Annotated in this window: 10 protein-coding genes, 2 tRNA genes and 2 rRNA genes; 8 read left to right on the top strand and 6 right to left on the bottom strand. The window is 57.5% G+C overall.

What is annotated here, in order from left to right:
- The first annotated feature begins 33 nt into the window (after positions 1-33).
- Entirely contained in the window at positions 34-1,215 is a 1,182-nt protein-coding gene (locus JET17_RS23320; RefSeq protein WP_012316375.1) for a multidrug effflux MFS transporter, read from the top strand.
- Here the strand turns inward: JET17_RS23320 and JET17_RS27435 are convergent.
- Positions 1,166-1,363 carry a hypothetical protein gene (locus JET17_RS27435; RefSeq protein ID WP_012316374.1) on the bottom strand — a complete coding sequence of 66 codons (198 nt, stop codon included), beginning with the start codon at positions 1,361-1,363 and terminating at the stop codon, positions 1,166-1,168. The genes JET17_RS23320 and JET17_RS27435 overlap by 50 nt on opposite strands.
- 498 nt (positions 1,364-1,861) lie before the next feature.
- On the opposite strand from JET17_RS27435, the gene JET17_RS23315 reads away from it, so the two are divergent.
- Complete coding sequence (locus JET17_RS23315; protein WP_012316373.1) at positions 1,862-2,569, top strand: ArsR/SmtB family transcription factor; 708 nt, start codon at positions 1,862-1,864, stop codon at positions 2,567-2,569.
- 18 nt (positions 2,570-2,587) lie between these two features.
- Here the strand turns inward: JET17_RS23315 and JET17_RS23310 are convergent, their stop codons facing one another.
- The 5 genes from JET17_RS23310 to JET17_RS23290 form a co-directional block, all read right to left on the bottom strand.
- On the bottom strand, positions 2,588-3,535 hold the full coding sequence (locus tag JET17_RS23310; RefSeq protein WP_012316372.1) for an adenosine deaminase: 948 nt from the start codon (positions 3,533-3,535) through the stop codon (positions 2,588-2,590).
- 106 nt (positions 3,536-3,641) lie between these two features.
- Positions 3,642-4,328 carry an SDR family oxidoreductase gene (locus JET17_RS23305; protein WP_012316371.1) on the bottom strand — a complete coding sequence of 229 codons (687 nt, stop codon included), beginning with the start codon at positions 4,326-4,328 and terminating at the stop codon, positions 3,642-3,644.
- A gap of 363 nt (positions 4,329-4,691) precedes the next feature.
- Positions 4,692-5,276 (bottom strand): IMPACT family protein, encoded by a 585-nt coding sequence (locus JET17_RS23300; protein ID WP_012316370.1) that lies wholly within the window; start codon positions 5,274-5,276, stop codon positions 4,692-4,694.
- Between the two features lie 9 nt (positions 5,277-5,285).
- A complete protein-coding gene (locus tag JET17_RS23295; RefSeq protein ID WP_012316369.1) occupies positions 5,286-5,948 on the bottom strand; it encodes a TetR/AcrR family transcriptional regulator in 663 nt (220 codons plus the stop codon).
- 90 nt (positions 5,949-6,038) lie between these two features.
- Positions 6,039-6,956 (bottom strand): LysR family transcriptional regulator, encoded by a 918-nt coding sequence (locus JET17_RS23290; protein WP_012316368.1) that lies wholly within the window; start codon positions 6,954-6,956, stop codon positions 6,039-6,041.
- A gap of 118 nt (positions 6,957-7,074) precedes the next feature.
- On the opposite strand from JET17_RS23290, the gene JET17_RS23285 reads away from it, so the two are divergent.
- The 6 genes from JET17_RS23285 (at position 7,075) to JET17_RS23260 (ending at position 15,476) form a co-directional block, all read left to right on the top strand.
- Positions 7,075-8,421 carry an aspartate aminotransferase family protein gene (locus JET17_RS23285; protein ID WP_012316367.1) on the top strand — a complete coding sequence of 449 codons (1,347 nt, stop codon included), beginning with the start codon at positions 7,075-7,077 and terminating at the stop codon, positions 8,419-8,421.
- 73 nt (positions 8,422-8,494) lie between these two features.
- Positions 8,495-9,988, top strand: coding sequence for a CoA-acylating methylmalonate-semialdehyde dehydrogenase (locus JET17_RS23280; RefSeq protein WP_012316366.1), 1,494 nt, complete (start codon positions 8,495-8,497; stop codon positions 9,986-9,988).
- A 560-nt stretch (positions 9,989-10,548) separates the two neighbouring features.
- A 16S ribosomal RNA gene (locus JET17_RS23275) occupies positions 10,549-12,085 on the top strand.
- A gap of 86 nt (positions 12,086-12,171) precedes the next feature.
- A tRNA-Ile gene (locus JET17_RS23270) sits at positions 12,172-12,248 on the top strand.
- Positions 12,249-12,272: 24 nt separating this feature from the next.
- Positions 12,273-12,348 (top strand) — tRNA-Ala (locus JET17_RS23265).
- 236 nt (positions 12,349-12,584) lie between these two features.
- Positions 12,585-15,476, top strand: a 23S ribosomal RNA gene (locus JET17_RS23260).
- Together the 16S and 23S rRNA genes with 2 tRNA genes alongside form the textbook arrangement of a ribosomal RNA operon.
- Positions 15,477-15,587: the final 111 nt, after the last annotated feature.

Below are 15,587 nucleotides of genomic sequence, written 5' to 3'. Positions count from 1 at the left end.
TTACGCACTTGCTTAGCCTGCTATGGATTCCTCATGAACCTGCGAATGGTGCTTATCCTGGGTGCACTCAGTGCGTTTGGGCCGCTGGCGATCGACTTTTACCTGCCCGCCTTCCCGGCCATGGCGCAGGCGTTCGCCACCGACGAAAAACATGTCCAGACCACTCTGGCCGCCTACTTCCTCGGCTTGTCGCTCGGGCAACTGGCGTACGGGCCGGTGGCCGACCGCTTTGGCCGGCGCAAACCGCTGCTGTTCGGCGTAGCGCTGTTTACCTTGGCGTCGCTGGCCTGTGCCTACGCGCCTAACCTCGACACGCTGATCCTGGCACGCTTCGTCCAGGCGTTGGGCGGCTGCGCCGGCATGGTGTTGTCAAGGGCCATCGTCAGCGACAAGTGCGACCCGGTGGCGTCGGCCAAAGTGTTCTCACAACTGATGCTGGTGATGGGGTTGGCGCCAATTCTTGCGCCGATGCTCGGCGGCGTACTGGTGAACCTGGCAGGCTGGCAGTCGATTTTCCTGACATTGAGCCTGTTTAGTGCTGCTTGCCTGGTGGCGGTCGGCCTGGGGTTGCCAGAGAGCTTACCCGCGCACATGCCGCGCCAGCCTTTATCGGGCGCATTGCGCCAGTACTTGCGGTTGTTGGCTGACCGCACGTTCTTTGGCCATGCCCTTACAGGGGGGATCGCCATCGCAGGTATGTTTGCCTACATCGCGGGTTCACCTTTCGTGTTCATCAAGCTCTACGGTGTGCCGGCCGAACACTACGGCTGGCTGTTTGGTACCAATGCGGCAGGTTTCATCTTGGTGGCGCAGATCAACGCGCGCCTGCTGGCAAAGCGTGGCCCGGCCTTCCTGCTGGTGCGTGCAGTCTGGCTGTATCTGGCCGCGGGGCTGGCGTTGCTCGGTGTGGCAGCGCTGCGCCCAGCTGAACTATGGCCATTGCTGGTGCCGCTGTTCATCTGCATCGCCAGCCTGGGCTGCATCATCCCCAATGCTTCGGCGTGCGCCATGAGCGGCCAGGGCGCACGCGCCGGCAGCGCCTCGGCCTTGATGGGCTGCCTGCAATTCAGCGTCGCCGCAGGCGCGGCAGCGTTGGTCAGCCTGCTGCACGACGGCAGTGCAGTGCCCATGGCGCTGGTAATCAGCCTGTGCGGAGCACTGGTGGTCAGTGTTGCGCTGTTGACCCGGCGCTTGCAGGCCACGCGTCCGGCTTGAGCGGGTGAGGTGCGCGCAGACGGGCTTCCAGCGTGACGACGAAGGCACGTGCTTCTGCTTCGCTGCGGAAGCTCACCACATGCTGGTCGAGCCTGACCTCCCAGGGGCAGTTGGGGTTACGGTTTGACGCACTGACGACAATCTCCATCGCGGCATACCTCCGAATGGTGGGAGAGCGGCTCAAGTGTAGCGCTGCGGTCACGTGGTGCCAGGGCATTAATGGGTGTCCTGACTGGCGGTCAGGGCATTTTCCGGCAGGGGCGTCAGACGCTTCCAGATGCAATTTCTGGAGGGTGTAGAACCTTCGCTTTTATTTGCGCTATTTATGGAACGGCGCTGTCGGCAGAGTCTCTGTCCGCACGGGGCCGTTCTTCCTCGTGCGTTGTTTCTTCCCTTTCATTTCGCGGTCTGATGCCTATCGCCTAAAACTGAGGCGGGGACCGTTCGCCTATGTCAATCGATCAAGGGTTGCCCTACCCATCCCCCTTTGCCCCCCCAGGTCTGTCTGCACGGCTGCCGGAGGAGCCGTTCATGCAGCTTATACTGACCCCCGTGCCAGGCCGGTAGCAGCTAGGGGGGGCGCAATCGGCGTTGCCAATGTTGGCCATTGGAATTCAGATGTGATCTTGCAGGGAGTTAAAGGGACATGAATACAGTCAGCAGTATCAGTCAGATTGCCGGCCTGATGGCCGACCCTAAGCGGAGCGCTATGTTGTGGGCGCTGATTGATGGCACGCCGCGACCGACCGATGAGCTGGCGATGATGGCTGGGTTGACCTCCTCCTCGGCCTGTGCCCATTTGTCATTGCTGTCTTCGGCAGGCCTGCTCAGGCTTGAGGCGCGCGGTCGCAAGCGTTACTTCCGGCTGGCGACGCCCCAGGTGGGTGCGGCCGTAGAAGCTTTGGCCAGCGTGCAACTGGGTAATGACAGAGGCGCGCAGGCCAAGCCGCTGCCGATGCCAATGTCGATGCGCCGGGCGCGTCGTTGCGGTGATCACCTGGGCGGCGAGTTGGCCGGTGAGCTCTATCATCGGTTGGTGGTAGCAGGCTGGCTGGAGGGCAGCGTGCATCAGATGATGGTCAGTGAGGAGGGCCGGGCCCAGTTGGCAGGCATTGGCGTCTATATCGATGCACTGGCGCCTCAGCAGCAGCGCGGTTGCGTGATCTGCCACTGTAATGAGTGGAGCGACCAGGGGCCTCATCTTGGCGGCAGCCTGGGGCAGGCCTTGCTCACGTTGTTCCTGCAATCAGGATGGATACGTGAGGCGGAGAATTCGCGGGCATTGCAGATCTCGGCCCTGGGGATTCAGCAGATCAATCGCATTGCCCGCGTTCCGACGTTGCAGGTGGGGTAACTGCAACGCCGTGGCTGGTCAGACCAACCGTGCGTCCAGGCTGTTCTGCGCGAGGCGGCGAGCCTGGTCTTCGGTCATGCCCAAGTGAGTGTGCAAGGCATGGAAGTTTTCGGTGACGTATCCGCCGAAGTAGGCGGGGTCATCCGAGTTCACGGTCACCTTCACGCCGCGCTCAAGCATGTCGAGGATGTTGTGCTGGCTCATGTGATCGAACACACAGAGCTTGGTATTGGACAGGGGGCACACGGTGAGTGGGATTTGCTCGTCGATGATGCGTTGCATCAGGCGTTCGTCTTCTATGGCGCGCACGCCATGGTCGATGCGCTTGATCTTGAGCAGGTCGAGGGCTTCCCAGATGTATTCGGGTGGGCCTTCCTCGCCAGCGTGGGCCACGGCCTCGAAGCCTTCGCTGCGGGCGCGGTCGAAGACGCGCTGGAACTTGCTCGGCGGGTGGCCTTTCTCGGAGCTGTCCAGGCCTACCGCGATGAACGCGTCGCGGAAGGGCAGGGCCTGGTCCAAGGTTTTCTGTGCTTCTTCTTCGCTCAGGTGGCGCAGGAAGCTCAGGATAAGGCCGCTGCTGATGCCCAACTGTTCGCGACCATCCTTGAGTGCCTGGTTGATACCGTTGAGCACTACTTCGAAAGGGATGCCGCGGTCGGTGTGGGTCTGCGGGTCGAAGAACGGTTCGGTGTGGATGACATTCTGTGACTTGCAGCGCTGCAGGTAGGCCCAAGTCAGGTCATAGAAGTCCTGCTCGCTGCGCAGCACGTCCGCACCTTGGTAATAAAGGTCGAGGAATTCCTGGAGATTGTTGAAAGCGTAAGCGCTACGCAGGGCTTCGACGTCGTTCCAGGGCAGGGCGATCTTGTTGCGCTCGGCCAGGGCAAACAGCAGCTCGGGTTCGAGTGAGCCTTCCAGGTGCAGGTGCAGTTCAGCCTTGGGCAGGGCGTTCAACCATTCATACATAGCGGGTGTTCTCAAATCAGGTACGGTTGCCGCCATTCTACAGGGCCAGGCCGGGCATTGCGCCCGGCCTGGCCCTGCATTGTTTCAACCACTGATCAGGTTCAACTCACCAGACCAGCGATTCGCCCTTGTAGTTGATGAAGCGCAGCCCGCCGTTGCCGCTTTGCGCTTTGATCTGTTCGAGCATGCCCTGGGTACTGGTGAGTACGTCGATTTCGGCGTTCTCGCCGCCCATGTCGGTCTTTACCCAACCCGGGTGCATGGCCAATACGCAAAGGTCTGGTCGCTGCAGGTCGACCACGAAGCTGTTGATCATCGAGTTCAGGGCGGCCTTGCTCGCCTTGTACAGGCAGACCTCTCCACCGTCGGGTATGGTCACGCTACCCAGGATCGAGCTCATGAACGCCAACACGCCCGAGCCTTCACGCACTTGGCCGGCCAGGCGGCGGGCGACGCGGATCGGCGCCACGGCGTTGGTCATGAACAGGTCGCCGATTTCATTGCGCTGTACGGTTTCCAGGTCCTGCGGCAGCGGCCCCATGACGCCGGCATTGACGAACACCAAGTCGAACACTTCGCCTTGCAGGCGCTGCTTCAGGCCATCGAGCTGTGCGGTGTCGTTCATTTCCAACTGCTCGACGCGTACCCCTGGCACTTCGCCGAGAGCGCCGGGTTTTTGCGGGTCACGCACCGTGGCCGTAATTTTCCAGCCATCGTCGTGAAGGCGCTGCACCAGGCCAAGGCCAAGCCCGCGGGAGGCGCCGATGATGAGGGCAGTTCGTGGATTCGTCATAGGAACATTCCTGTCGCGGTAGAAGAAAAGGATTTGAGCATACTGCAGACTGACGTCATGCGCCGCATCACAAGTGGTCAAGAAATGATCAATGGCGTTTGGCCGTGTGTACCCGGGCGCTTCGCTTGTTGGCTAACGGGTTATCCACAGGCTGTTCCACAGTTAATGTGCGCAAGCTGCCAGGCGGCCTGAGTGATGTACGCTTGACGACTGGGGAAAACTCCCCACAGCTCAGCGGGTTGAGCCTTCCATCATATTGTGATCAAAAAATGCTCAATGCTCTGCAGGCCTTGAAGGGCGTGGCCTGCATCAGAATGCCCCAAGCTTATCCACAGGCAGGCCCACAGTTGTTGTGGGCAAAGGTCAGTGGGCTTCCAAGAGGATGCGCCCGCGGCTGAGGTCGGCCAGTTGCTGTTGCAGCGCGCCGATGTGTTCTTCACCTACCGCAATGTGCAGATCCACCCCGTTGGCGGTGAACCGTTCTTCCAGCACCAAAGCGTCGACTTCGGCCAGGCGCAGTTTGACCAGGGCCAGTTCGCTGAAGCTGCAGCTGCAGCTGTACTCGCTGCGTTGCACCAGCAGCCTTTTCGGCGCCTGCTGCAGGCACTTGTTGGCACCGCCACCATAAGCCCGGGCCAGGCCGCCCGTGCCTAGCTGGATGCCCCCGTACCAGCGGATCACCAACACCACGACCTGGTCACAATCCTGGGCTTCTATGGCAGCCAGGATTGGCCTGCCGGCCGTGCCGCCAGGTTCGCCATCATCGCTGCTGCGGTATTGCCCGCCCAGCTTCCAGGCCCAGCAATTGTGCGTGGCAGCCAAGTCGCTATGGCGTTCGATGAAACTCATCGCCTCGGCGGCGCTGGATATCGGGCCGGCGAGGGTAATGAAGCGGCTTTTGCGGATTTCCTCGCGAAACTCGCAGAGGTCGAGCAGGGTAGAAGGCATAAGTCGATGTCAGGCACTCGGCGTGATGCCGCACCCCTTGAGGATGATGTGGATAAGGTTATTGCTCGCATCTTCCATGTCTTGCTTGGTCAGGCGGCTGCGGCCGGTAACCTGGCAGATCTGGGTGGCGAAGTCGGCATAATGCTGGGTGCTGCCCCAGAGCAGGAATATCAGGTGAACCGGGTCTACCGGGTCCATCTTGCCTGCTGCGATCCAGGCCTCGAATACCGCCGCCCGGCCACGGAACCACTCGCGGTAGTCGGCGCTGAAGTACTCGGTCAGACAAGTGCCGCCGCTGATCACCTCCATGGCGAAGATCCGGGAGGCTTGCGGATTGCGCCGGGAGAACTCCATCTTGGTGCGGATGTAATGGCTCAACGCAGTACCGGGATCGTCATCGACGCTCAAGGCGTTGAAGGTGCTGTCCCAGAGCTCGATGATGTTGCTCAACACGGCAATGTACAGGCCGAGCTTGTTGGTGAAGTAGTAATGCAGGTTTGCCTTGGGCAAGCCGGCCTTCAGCGCAATGGTATTCATGCTGGTGCCCTTGAAGCCATGGCGGGCGAACTCGTCTTCGGCGGCCTGGATGATGGCCTGTTCGTTCTTCTGGCGGATGCGGCCAGCGGGCTTGCCCGAGGCGGATAGGCGATGCGCAGGGACTTCTAGGGTCATGGACGATTCCGTACAGGTCTGTGGCAACGGATGTCGGACAAGATTACCTTCCTGCGCTCAAGTAACAAGCATTAGCGTCACAAGCAGGCATCAGCGTGTCGCAGCCAGGCTTTCAAGGAAGCTTTCCAGTACCAGGTTTGGCCGCCGACCCTTGCGCGTTACCCAACTCAGGCTCAGGTCATAGAAGCGCTGCGAGGGCTTGAGAGCGCGCAGGCGGCCTTGCTGGACCCAAAACGTGGCGTAGTGGTCGGGTAGGTAGCCGATGTAGCGGCCGGTAAGGATCAGAAATGCCATGCCCTCACGGTCCGAGGCGCTGGCGGTGCAGTTCAGTGCCTGATAATGGGCCTGGATTTCGGCGGGCAGGCGGAAGGTCGGAGCGATTGCCTCCTGGCTGTTGAGTCGGGCTTCGTCGATCTGCTGGTCATCGGCATAAAACAATGGGTGGCCGACCGCGCAATAGAGCAGCGAGCGTTCGCTGTACAGCGGTTGGTACTCGAGGCCGGATAGCGGGCTGGTCTGCGGGACCACGCCGACATGCAGGCTGCCATCGAGCACACCCTGCTCGACCTGGCTTGGGGCGATCATGCGGATCTGGATGCGCACCTCGGGGCCGCGATCCTTGAGTTCGGCCAATGCATGAGTGATGCGCATGTGCGGCAGGGTCACCAGGTTGTCGGTCAAACCGATGTTCAGTTCTCCGCGCAGATGCTGGTGCAGGCCGTTGACTTCGGTACGGAAGGTTTCCAGCGCACTGAGCAGTTGCAGGGCCGAGTGGTAAACCTCGCGGCCCTCCTCGGTCAGCGAAAAACCGGCGCGGCCACGCTGGCACAGGCGCAGGCCCAGGCGTTGCTCCAGGTCATTCATCTGCTGGCTGATGGCCGAGCGGCCAATGCCCAGCACGTTTTCGGCAGCCGAGAAGCCGCCGCACTCGACCACGCTGCGGTAGATCTTCAGCAGGCGGATGTCGAAATCGCTGACTTGGGCGAGGGGGTCGGGGCGTCGGCTCATAAGTTTAGTCTTGCGCTACCTGAAGATTAGAAATGTAGTCTTTTTCAGACTTTATCCACGTGCGAATTTAGCTGCAACAACATCCATCGTTGCCTATTCGTTTTTCGAGGAACCGCCGATGAACATGCCCGAAACCGCTCCTGCCGGTATCGCAAGCCAGCTCAAGCTGGATGCGCACTGGATGCCTTACACCGCCAACCGCAATTTCCATCGCGACCCACGGCTGATCGTGGCGGCCGAAGGCAATTACCTGGTCGATGACAAAGGGCGCAGGATCTTCGATGCCTTGTCGGGCCTGTGGACGTGCGGTGCCGGGCATACCCGCAAGGAAATCACCGAGGCGGTTGCACGTCAGCTCGGCACCCTGGATTACTCCCCTGCCTTCCAGTTCGGTCACCCGCTTTCGTTCCAGCTGGCCGAGAAGATCACCGCGCTGACCCCCGGCGACCTGAATCACGTCTTCTATACCAACTCCGGTTCCGAGTGCGCCGATACCGCGCTGAAGATGGTCCGCGCCTACTGGCGCCTGAAAGGCCAGGCCACCAAGACCAAAATCATTGGCCGTGCCCGTGGTTACCACGGTGTGAACATCGCTGGTACCAGCCTGGGTGGCGTAAACGGCAACCGTAAGATGTTTGGCCAGCTGCTGGACGTCGACCATTTGCCGCACACTGTGCTGCCGGTCAATGCCTTCTCCAAAGGCCTGCCGGAAGAGGGCGGCATCGCCCTGGCTGATGAAATGCTCAAGCTGATCGAACTGCACGATGCTTCGAACATCGCTGCTGTTATTGTCGAGCCGCTTGCGGGTTCGGCTGGTGTACTGCCGCCGCCGAAGGGCTATCTGAAGCGCCTGCGTGAAATCTGCACCCAGCACAATATTCTGCTGATCTTCGACGAAGTGATCACCGGCTTCGGCCGCATGGGTGCGATGACGGGGGCCGAGGCCTTTGGCGTGACCCCTGACCTTATGTGCATCGCCAAGCAGGTCACCAACGGCGCCATTCCGATGGGCGCGGTAATCGCCAGCAGCGAGATCTACCAGACCTTCATGAACCAGCCGACCCCGGAATATGCTGTGGAATTCCCGCACGGCTATACCTACTCGGCTCACCCTGTTGCCTGCGCCGCAGGTATAGCTGCGCTCGACTTGCTGCAAAGGGAAAATCTGGTGCAGTCGGCGGCCGAGCTGGCACCGCACTTCGAGAAGCTGTTGCACGGCGTGAAGGGCACCAAGAACGTCGTCGATATCCGTAACTACGGCCTGGCCGGCGCCATCCAGATCGCCGCCCGTGACGGTGATGCCATCGTCCGCCCTTACGAAGTGGCGATGAAGTTGTGGAAGGCAGGCTTCTATGTACGCTTTGGTGGCGACACCCTGCAGTTCGGCCCAACGTTCAACACAACGCCGCAGCAACTGGATCGCCTGTTCGACGCCGTCGGCGAAAACCTGAACCTGATCGACTGATCTTTCCGATTGTGACGCCAGGCGCGTGCACGTATCGCGCGCCTGTCTCTACCTTCTTTACCTGGAGTATTGAATGAGCATTGTTCAGCACCTGATCCACGGCGAGCTGGTTTCCAAGGGTGAGCGCACCGCCGATGTCTTCAACCCGTCCACTGGCCAGGCCGTGCGCAAGGTCGAGCTGGCTAGCCGCGCGACCGTGCAGGAAGCGATCGACTCTGCCAAAGCAGCTTTCCCTGCCTGGCGCAACACCCCGCCGGCCAAGCGTGCCCAGGTGATGTTCCGTTTCAAGCAGCTGCTGGAGCAGAACGAGGCACGCATCTCGCAGATGATCAGCGAAGAGCATGGCAAGACACTGGAGGACGCTGCCGGCGAACTGAAGCGCGGTATCGAGAACGTCGAGTTCGCCTGTGCGGCGCCTGAGGTGCTCAAGGGTGAATACAGCCGTAACGTCGGCCCGAACATCGACGCCTGGTCCGACTTCCAGCCGCTGGGTGTGGTCGCCGGTATTACGCCGTTCAACTTCCCTGCCATGGTCCCCTTGTGGATGTACCCGTTGGCCATCGCTTGCGGTAACGCCTTTATCCTCAAGCCGTCCGAGCGTGACCCGAGCTCGACCCTGTACATTGCCCAGTTGCTTCTGGAGGCCGGCCTGCCCAAGGGCATCCTCAACGTGGTGCACGGTGACAAGGAAGCTGTGGACGCGCTGATCGAGGCGCCGGAAGTAAAAGCGCTGAGCTTTGTGGGCTCGACCCCGATCGCCGAGTACATTTATGCCGAAGGTACCAAGCGCGGCAAACGTGTCCAGGCACTGGGCGGAGCCAAGAACCATGCAGTGCTGATGCCCGATGCCGACCTGGACAACGCGGTCAGCGCACTGATGGGCGCTGCCTACGGTTCGTGCGGCGAGCGTTGCATGGCTATTTCGGTGGCGGTGTGTGTGGGCGACCAGGTTGCCGATGCGCTGATTGCCAAGCTGGAGCCGCAGATCAAGGCGCTGAAGATCGGGGCCGGCACCTCGTGCGGCCTGGACATGGGACCGCTGGTGACAGCTGCTGCCCGTGACAAGGTAGTGGGCTACATCGATGACGGTGTTGCTGCTGGCGCCAAGCTGGTGGTGGATGGCCGTGGTTTCCGTGTGGCGGGTAATGAGGATGGCTACTTCGTGGGTGGCACCCTGTTCGACAAGGTGACGCCAGAGATGCGCATCTATAAAGAAGAGATCTTCGGCCCTGTGCTGTGCGTGGTGCGTGTGAACAGCCTGGAGCAGGCCATGCAACTGATCAACGATCATGAGTATGGCAACGGGACCTGTATCTTTACTCGTGATGGTGAAGCGGCACGCCTGTTCTGTGACGAGATCGAAGTGGGCATGGTTGGCGTGAACGTGCCGCTACCGGTGCCGGTGGCGTACCACAGCTTTGGTGGCTGGAAGCGCTCGCTGTTTGGCGACCTGCATGCTTATGGCCCGGATGGGGTACGGTTCTATACCCGTCGCAAGGCGATTACCCAGCGTTGGCCGCAGCGTGCGAGCCATGAGGCGTCGCAATTTGCCTTCCCTAGCCTGTAAGGTATGAGAAGCGAAGCGGGGAGGCCGGCAGGCCTCCCCGCTTTGTCTTAGGCAATATCAAGGTTTATTGAAATTAAACCTTGACGGGCGTTCGAATCCCCTTATAATGCGCCCCACTTCCAGCGCAGTCGGAACGAGAAACTCCTTGAAATTCAACGAGTTGCTTAATCCAGGTAGTACTGGAGGTGCTTCGGTCGACTGATCGATAGCGGTTAAAATGGTGGTTGACAGCGCTTCTAAACGCTGTATGATTCGCCTCCCGCTACGAGAGATCGCAGCGAGCCAAGTGTTTGAAGCTAAACGAGTTTCTCGCAAAAAACTTCAAAATAAACGCTTGACAGGCTCTGAGGAAAGCGTAGAATGCGCGCCTCGGTTGAGATGAAAAGCTCTTAACCAAACGCTCTTTAACAAATCGAATCAAGCAATTCGTGTGGGTGCTTGTGAGTACGGACTGATAGTCAAAAAGATTATCAGCATCACAAGTGACCATGCGAGAAATCACATAGTCATTTGAGATTGCTGAGCCAAGTTTAGGGTTTCTTAAAAACCCAAGCAGTATTGAACTGAAGAGTTTGATCATGGCTCAGATTGAACGCTGGCGGCAGGCCTAACACATGCAAGTCGAGCGGATGACGGGAGCTTGCTCCTTGATTCAGCGGCGGACGGGTGAGTAATGCCTAGGAATCTGCCTGGTAGTGGGGGACAACGTTTCGAAAGGAACGCTAATACCGCATACGTCCTACGGGAGAAAGCAGGGGACCTTCGGGCCTTGCGCTATCAGATGAGCCTAGGTCGGATTAGCTAGTTGGTGAGGTAATGGCTCACCAAGGCGACGATCCGTAACTGGTCTGAGAGGATGATCAGTCACACTGGAACTGAGACACGGTCCAGACTCCTACGGGAGGCAGCAGTGGGGAATATTGGACAATGGGCGAAAGCCTGATCCAGCCATGCCGCGTGTGTGAAGAAGGTCTTCGGATTGTAAAGCACTTTAAGTTGGGAGGAAGGGCATTAACCTAATACATTAGTGTTTTGACGTTACCGACAGAATAAGCACCGGCTAACTCTGTGCCAGCAGCCGCGGTAATACAGAGGGTGCAAGCGTTAATCGGAATTACTGGGCGTAAAGCGCGCGTAGGTGGTTTGTTAAGTTGGATGTGAAAGCCCCGGGCTCAACCTGGGAACTGCATCCAAAACTGGCAAGCTAGAGTACAGTAGAGGGTGGTGGAATTTCCTGTGTAGCGGTGAAATGCGTAGATATAGGAAGGAACACCAGTGGCGAAGGCGACCACCTGGACTGATACTGACACTGAGGTGCGAAAGCGTGGGGAGCAAACAGGATTAGATACCCTGGTAGTCCACGCCGTAAACGATGTCAACTAGCCGTTGGAATCCTTGAGATTTTAGTGGCGCAGCTAACGCATTAAGTTGACCGCCTGGGGAGTACGGCCGCAAGGTTAAAACTCAAATGAATTGACGGGGGCCCGCACAAGCGGTGGAGCATGTGGTTTAATTCGAAGCAACGCGAAGAACCTTACCAGGCCTTGACATGCAGAGAACTTTCCAGAGATGGATTGGTGCCTTCGGGAACTCTGACACAGGTGCTGCATGGCTGTCGTCAGCTCGTGTCGTGAGATGTTGGGTTAAGTCCCGTAACGAGCGCAACCCTTGTCCTTAGTTACCAGCACGTTATGGTGGGCACTCTAAGGAGACTGCCGGTGACAAACCGGAGGAAGGTGGGGATGACGTCAAGTCATCATGGCCCTTACGGCCTGGGCTACACACGTGCTACAATGGTCGGTACAGAGGGTTGCCAAGCCGCGAGGTGGAGCTAATCTCACAAAACCGATCGTAGTCCGGATCGCAGTCTGCAACTCGACTGCGTGAAGTCGGAATCGCTAGTAATCGCGAATCAGAATGTCGCGGTGAATACGTTCCCGGGCCTTGTACACACCGCCCGTCACACCATGGGAGTGGGTTGCACCAGAAGTAGCTAGTCTAACCTTCGGGAGGACGGTTACCACGGTGTGATTCATGACTGGGGTGAAGTCGTAACAAGGTAGCCGTAGGGGAACCTGCGGCTGGATCACCTCCTTAATCGACGACATCAGCCTGCTGATGAGCTCCCACACGAATTGCTTGATTCTTTGTATAAAGACGATGCTGTAACGCGACCCTGTTATAGGTCTGTAGCTCAGTTGGTTAGAGCGCACCCCTGATAAGGGTGAGGTCGGCAGTTCAAATCTGCCCAGACCTACCATTACATGGTTCAGCCGTAGAATACGGGGCCATAGCTCAGCTGGGAGAGCGCCTGCCTTGCACGCAGGAGGTCAGCGGTTCGATCCCGCTTGGCTCCACCACTTTTGCAGTAACTTGTCAGAACTTAGAAATGAACATTCGGCTTGAATGTTGATTTCTGACTTTTGTCAGATCGTTCTTTAAAAATTCGGATATGTGATAGAAATAGACTGACATGCACTTTCACTGGTGTGTGATCAGGCTAAGGTAAAATTTGTGAGTTCTGCTCGAAAGAGCAACATGCGAATTTTCGGCGAATGTCGTCTTCACAGTATAACCAGATTGCTTGGGGTTATATGGTCAAGTGAAGAAGCGCATACGGTGGATGCCTTGGCAGTCAGAGGCGATGAAAGACGTGGTAGCCTGCGATAAGCTTTGGGGAGTCGGCAAACAGACTGTGATCCAGAGATCTCTGAATGGGGGAACCCACTCAGCATAAGCTGAGTATCTTGTACTGAATACATAGGTGCAAGAGGCGAACCAGGGGAACTGAAACATCTAAGTACCCTGAGGAAAAGAAATCAACCGAGATTCCCTTAGTAGTGGCGAGCGAACGGGGACCAGCCCTTAAGTTGATTTGAGATTAGTGGAACGCTCTGGAAAGTGCGGCCATAGTGGGTGATAGCCCCGTACACGAAAATCTCTTATCAATGAAATCGAGTAGGACGGAGCACGAGAAACTTTGTCTGAATATGGGGGGACCATCCTCCAAGGCTAAATACTACTGACTGACCGATAGTGAACCAGTACCGTGAGGGAAAGGCGAAAAGAACCCCGGAGAGGGGAGTGAAATAGAACCTGAAACCGTATGCGTACAAGCAGTGGGAGCCTACTTTGTTAGGTGACTGCGTACCTTTTGTATAATGGGTCAGCGACTTATATTCAGTGGCGAGCTTAACCGAATAGGGGAGGCGTAGCGAAAGCGAGTCTTAATAGGGCGTTTAGTCGCTGGGTATAGACCCGAAACCGGGCGATCTATCCATGGGCAGGTTGAAGGTTAGGTAACACTGACTGGAGGACCGAACCGACTACCGTTGAAAAGTTAGCGGATGACCTGTGGATCGGAGTGAAAGGCTAATCAAGCTCGGAGATAGCTGGTTCTCCTCGAAAGCTATTTAGGTAGCGCCTCATGTATCACTGTAGGGGGTAGAGCACTGTTTCGGCTAGGGGGTCATCCCGACTTACCAAACCGATGCAAACTCCGAATACCTACAAGTGCCGAGCATGGGAGACACACGGCGGGTGCTAACGTCCGTCGTGAAAAGGGAAACAACCCAGACCGTCAGCTAAGGTCCCAAAGTCATGGTTAAGTGGGAAACGATGTGGGAAGGCTTAGACAGCTAGGAGGTTGGCTTAGAAGCAGCCACCCTTTAAAGAAAGCGTAATAGCTCACTAGTCGAGTCGGCCTGCGCGGAAGATGTAACGGGGCTCAAACCATGCACCGAAGCTACGGGTATCACCTTTGGTGATGCGGTAGAGGAGCGTTCTGTAAGCCTGTGAAGGTGAGTTGAGAAGCTTGCTGGAGGTATCAGAAGTGCGAATGCTGACATGAGTAACGACAATGCGAGTGAAAAACTCGCACGCCGAAAGACCAAGGTTTCCTGCGCAACGTTAATCGACGCAGGGTTAGTCGGTCCCTAAGGCGAGGCTGAAAAGCGTAGTCGATGGAAAACAGGTTAATATTCCTGTACTTCCAGTTATTGCGATGGAGGGACGGAGAAGGCTAGGCCAGCTTGGCGTTGGTTGTCCAAGTTTAAGGTGGTAGGCTGAGATCTTAGGCAAATCCGGGATTTCAAGGCCGAGAGCTGATGACGAGTTGCCTTTAGGCGACGAAGTGGTTGATGCCATGCTTCCAAGAAAAGCTCCTAAGCTTCAGATAACTGGGAACCGTACCCCAAACCGACACAGGTGGTTAGGTAGAGAATACCAAGGCGCTTGAGAGAACTCGGGTGAAGGAACTAGGCAAAATGGCACCGTAACTTCGGGAGAAGGTGCGCCGGTGAGGGTGAAGGACTTGCTCCGTAAGCTCATGCCGGTCGAAGATACCAGGCCGCTGCGACTGTTTATTAAAAACACAGCACTCTGCAAACACGAAAGTGGACGTATAGGGTGTGACGCCTGCCCGGTGCCGGAAGGTTAATTGATGGGGTTAGCGCAAGCGAAGCTCTTGATCGAAGCCCCGGTAAACGGCGGCCGTAACTATAACGGTCCTAAGGTAGCGAAATTCCTTGTCGGGTAAGTTCCGACCTGCACGAATGGCGTAACGATGGCGGCGCTGTCTCCACCCGAGACTCAGTGAAATTGAAATCGCTGTGAAGATGCAGTGTATCCGCGGCTAGACGGAAAGACCCCGTGAACCTTTACTATAGCTTTGCACTGGACTTTGAATTTGCTTGTGTAGGATAGGTGGGAGGCTTTGAAGTGGGGACGCCAGTTCTCATGGAGCCATCCTTGAAATACCACCCTGGCAACTTTGAGGTTCTAACTCAGGTCCGTTATCCGGATCGAGGACAGTGTATGGTGGGTAGTTTGACTGGGGCGGTCTCCTCCCAAAGAGTAACGGAGGAGTACGAAGGTGCGCTCAGACCGGTCGGAAATCGGTCGTAGAGTATAAAGGCAAAAGCGCGCTTGACTGCGAGACAAACACGTCGAGCAGGTACGAAAGTAGGTCTTAGTGATCCGGTGGTTCTGTATGGAAGGGCCATCGCTCAACGGATAAAAGGTACTCCGGGGATAACAGGCTGATACCGCCCAAGAGTTCATATCGACGGCGGTGTTTGGCACCTCGATGTCGGCTCATCACATCCTGGGGCTGAAGCCGGTCCCAAGGGTATGGCTGTTCGCCATTTAAAGTGGTACGCGAGCTGGGTTTAGAACGTCGTGAGACAGTTCGGTCCCTATCTGCCGTGGACGTTTGAGATTTGAGAGGGGCTGCTCCTAGTACGAGAGGACCGGAGTGGACGAACCTCTGGTGTTCCGGTTGTCACGCCAGTGGCATTGCCGGGTAGCTATGTTCGGAAGAGATAACCGCTGAAAGCATCTAAGCGGGAAACTTGCCTCAAGATGAGATCTCACTGGGATCTTGAATCCCCTAAAGGGCCGTCGAAGACTACGACGTTGATAGGTTGGGTGTGTAAGCGCTGTGAGGCGTTGAGCTAACCAATACTAATTGCCCGTGAGGCTTGACCATATAACACCCAAGCAATTTGCTTCTGCAGATTGTGGTGGTGAAGACGAAAGAACCGAAAGTTCGCAGCATCACAAATATCGCATATCCGAATTCGCTGGGCTGTCCATCTGG

It is taken from the genome of Pseudomonas putida, assembly GCF_016406145.1.
Classification (GTDB): domain Bacteria; phylum Pseudomonadota; class Gammaproteobacteria; order Pseudomonadales; family Pseudomonadaceae; genus Aquipseudomonas; species Aquipseudomonas putida_E.
Note: the sequence above shows the minus strand (reverse complement) of the source record. Positions and strands in the feature narration are given on the sequence as shown.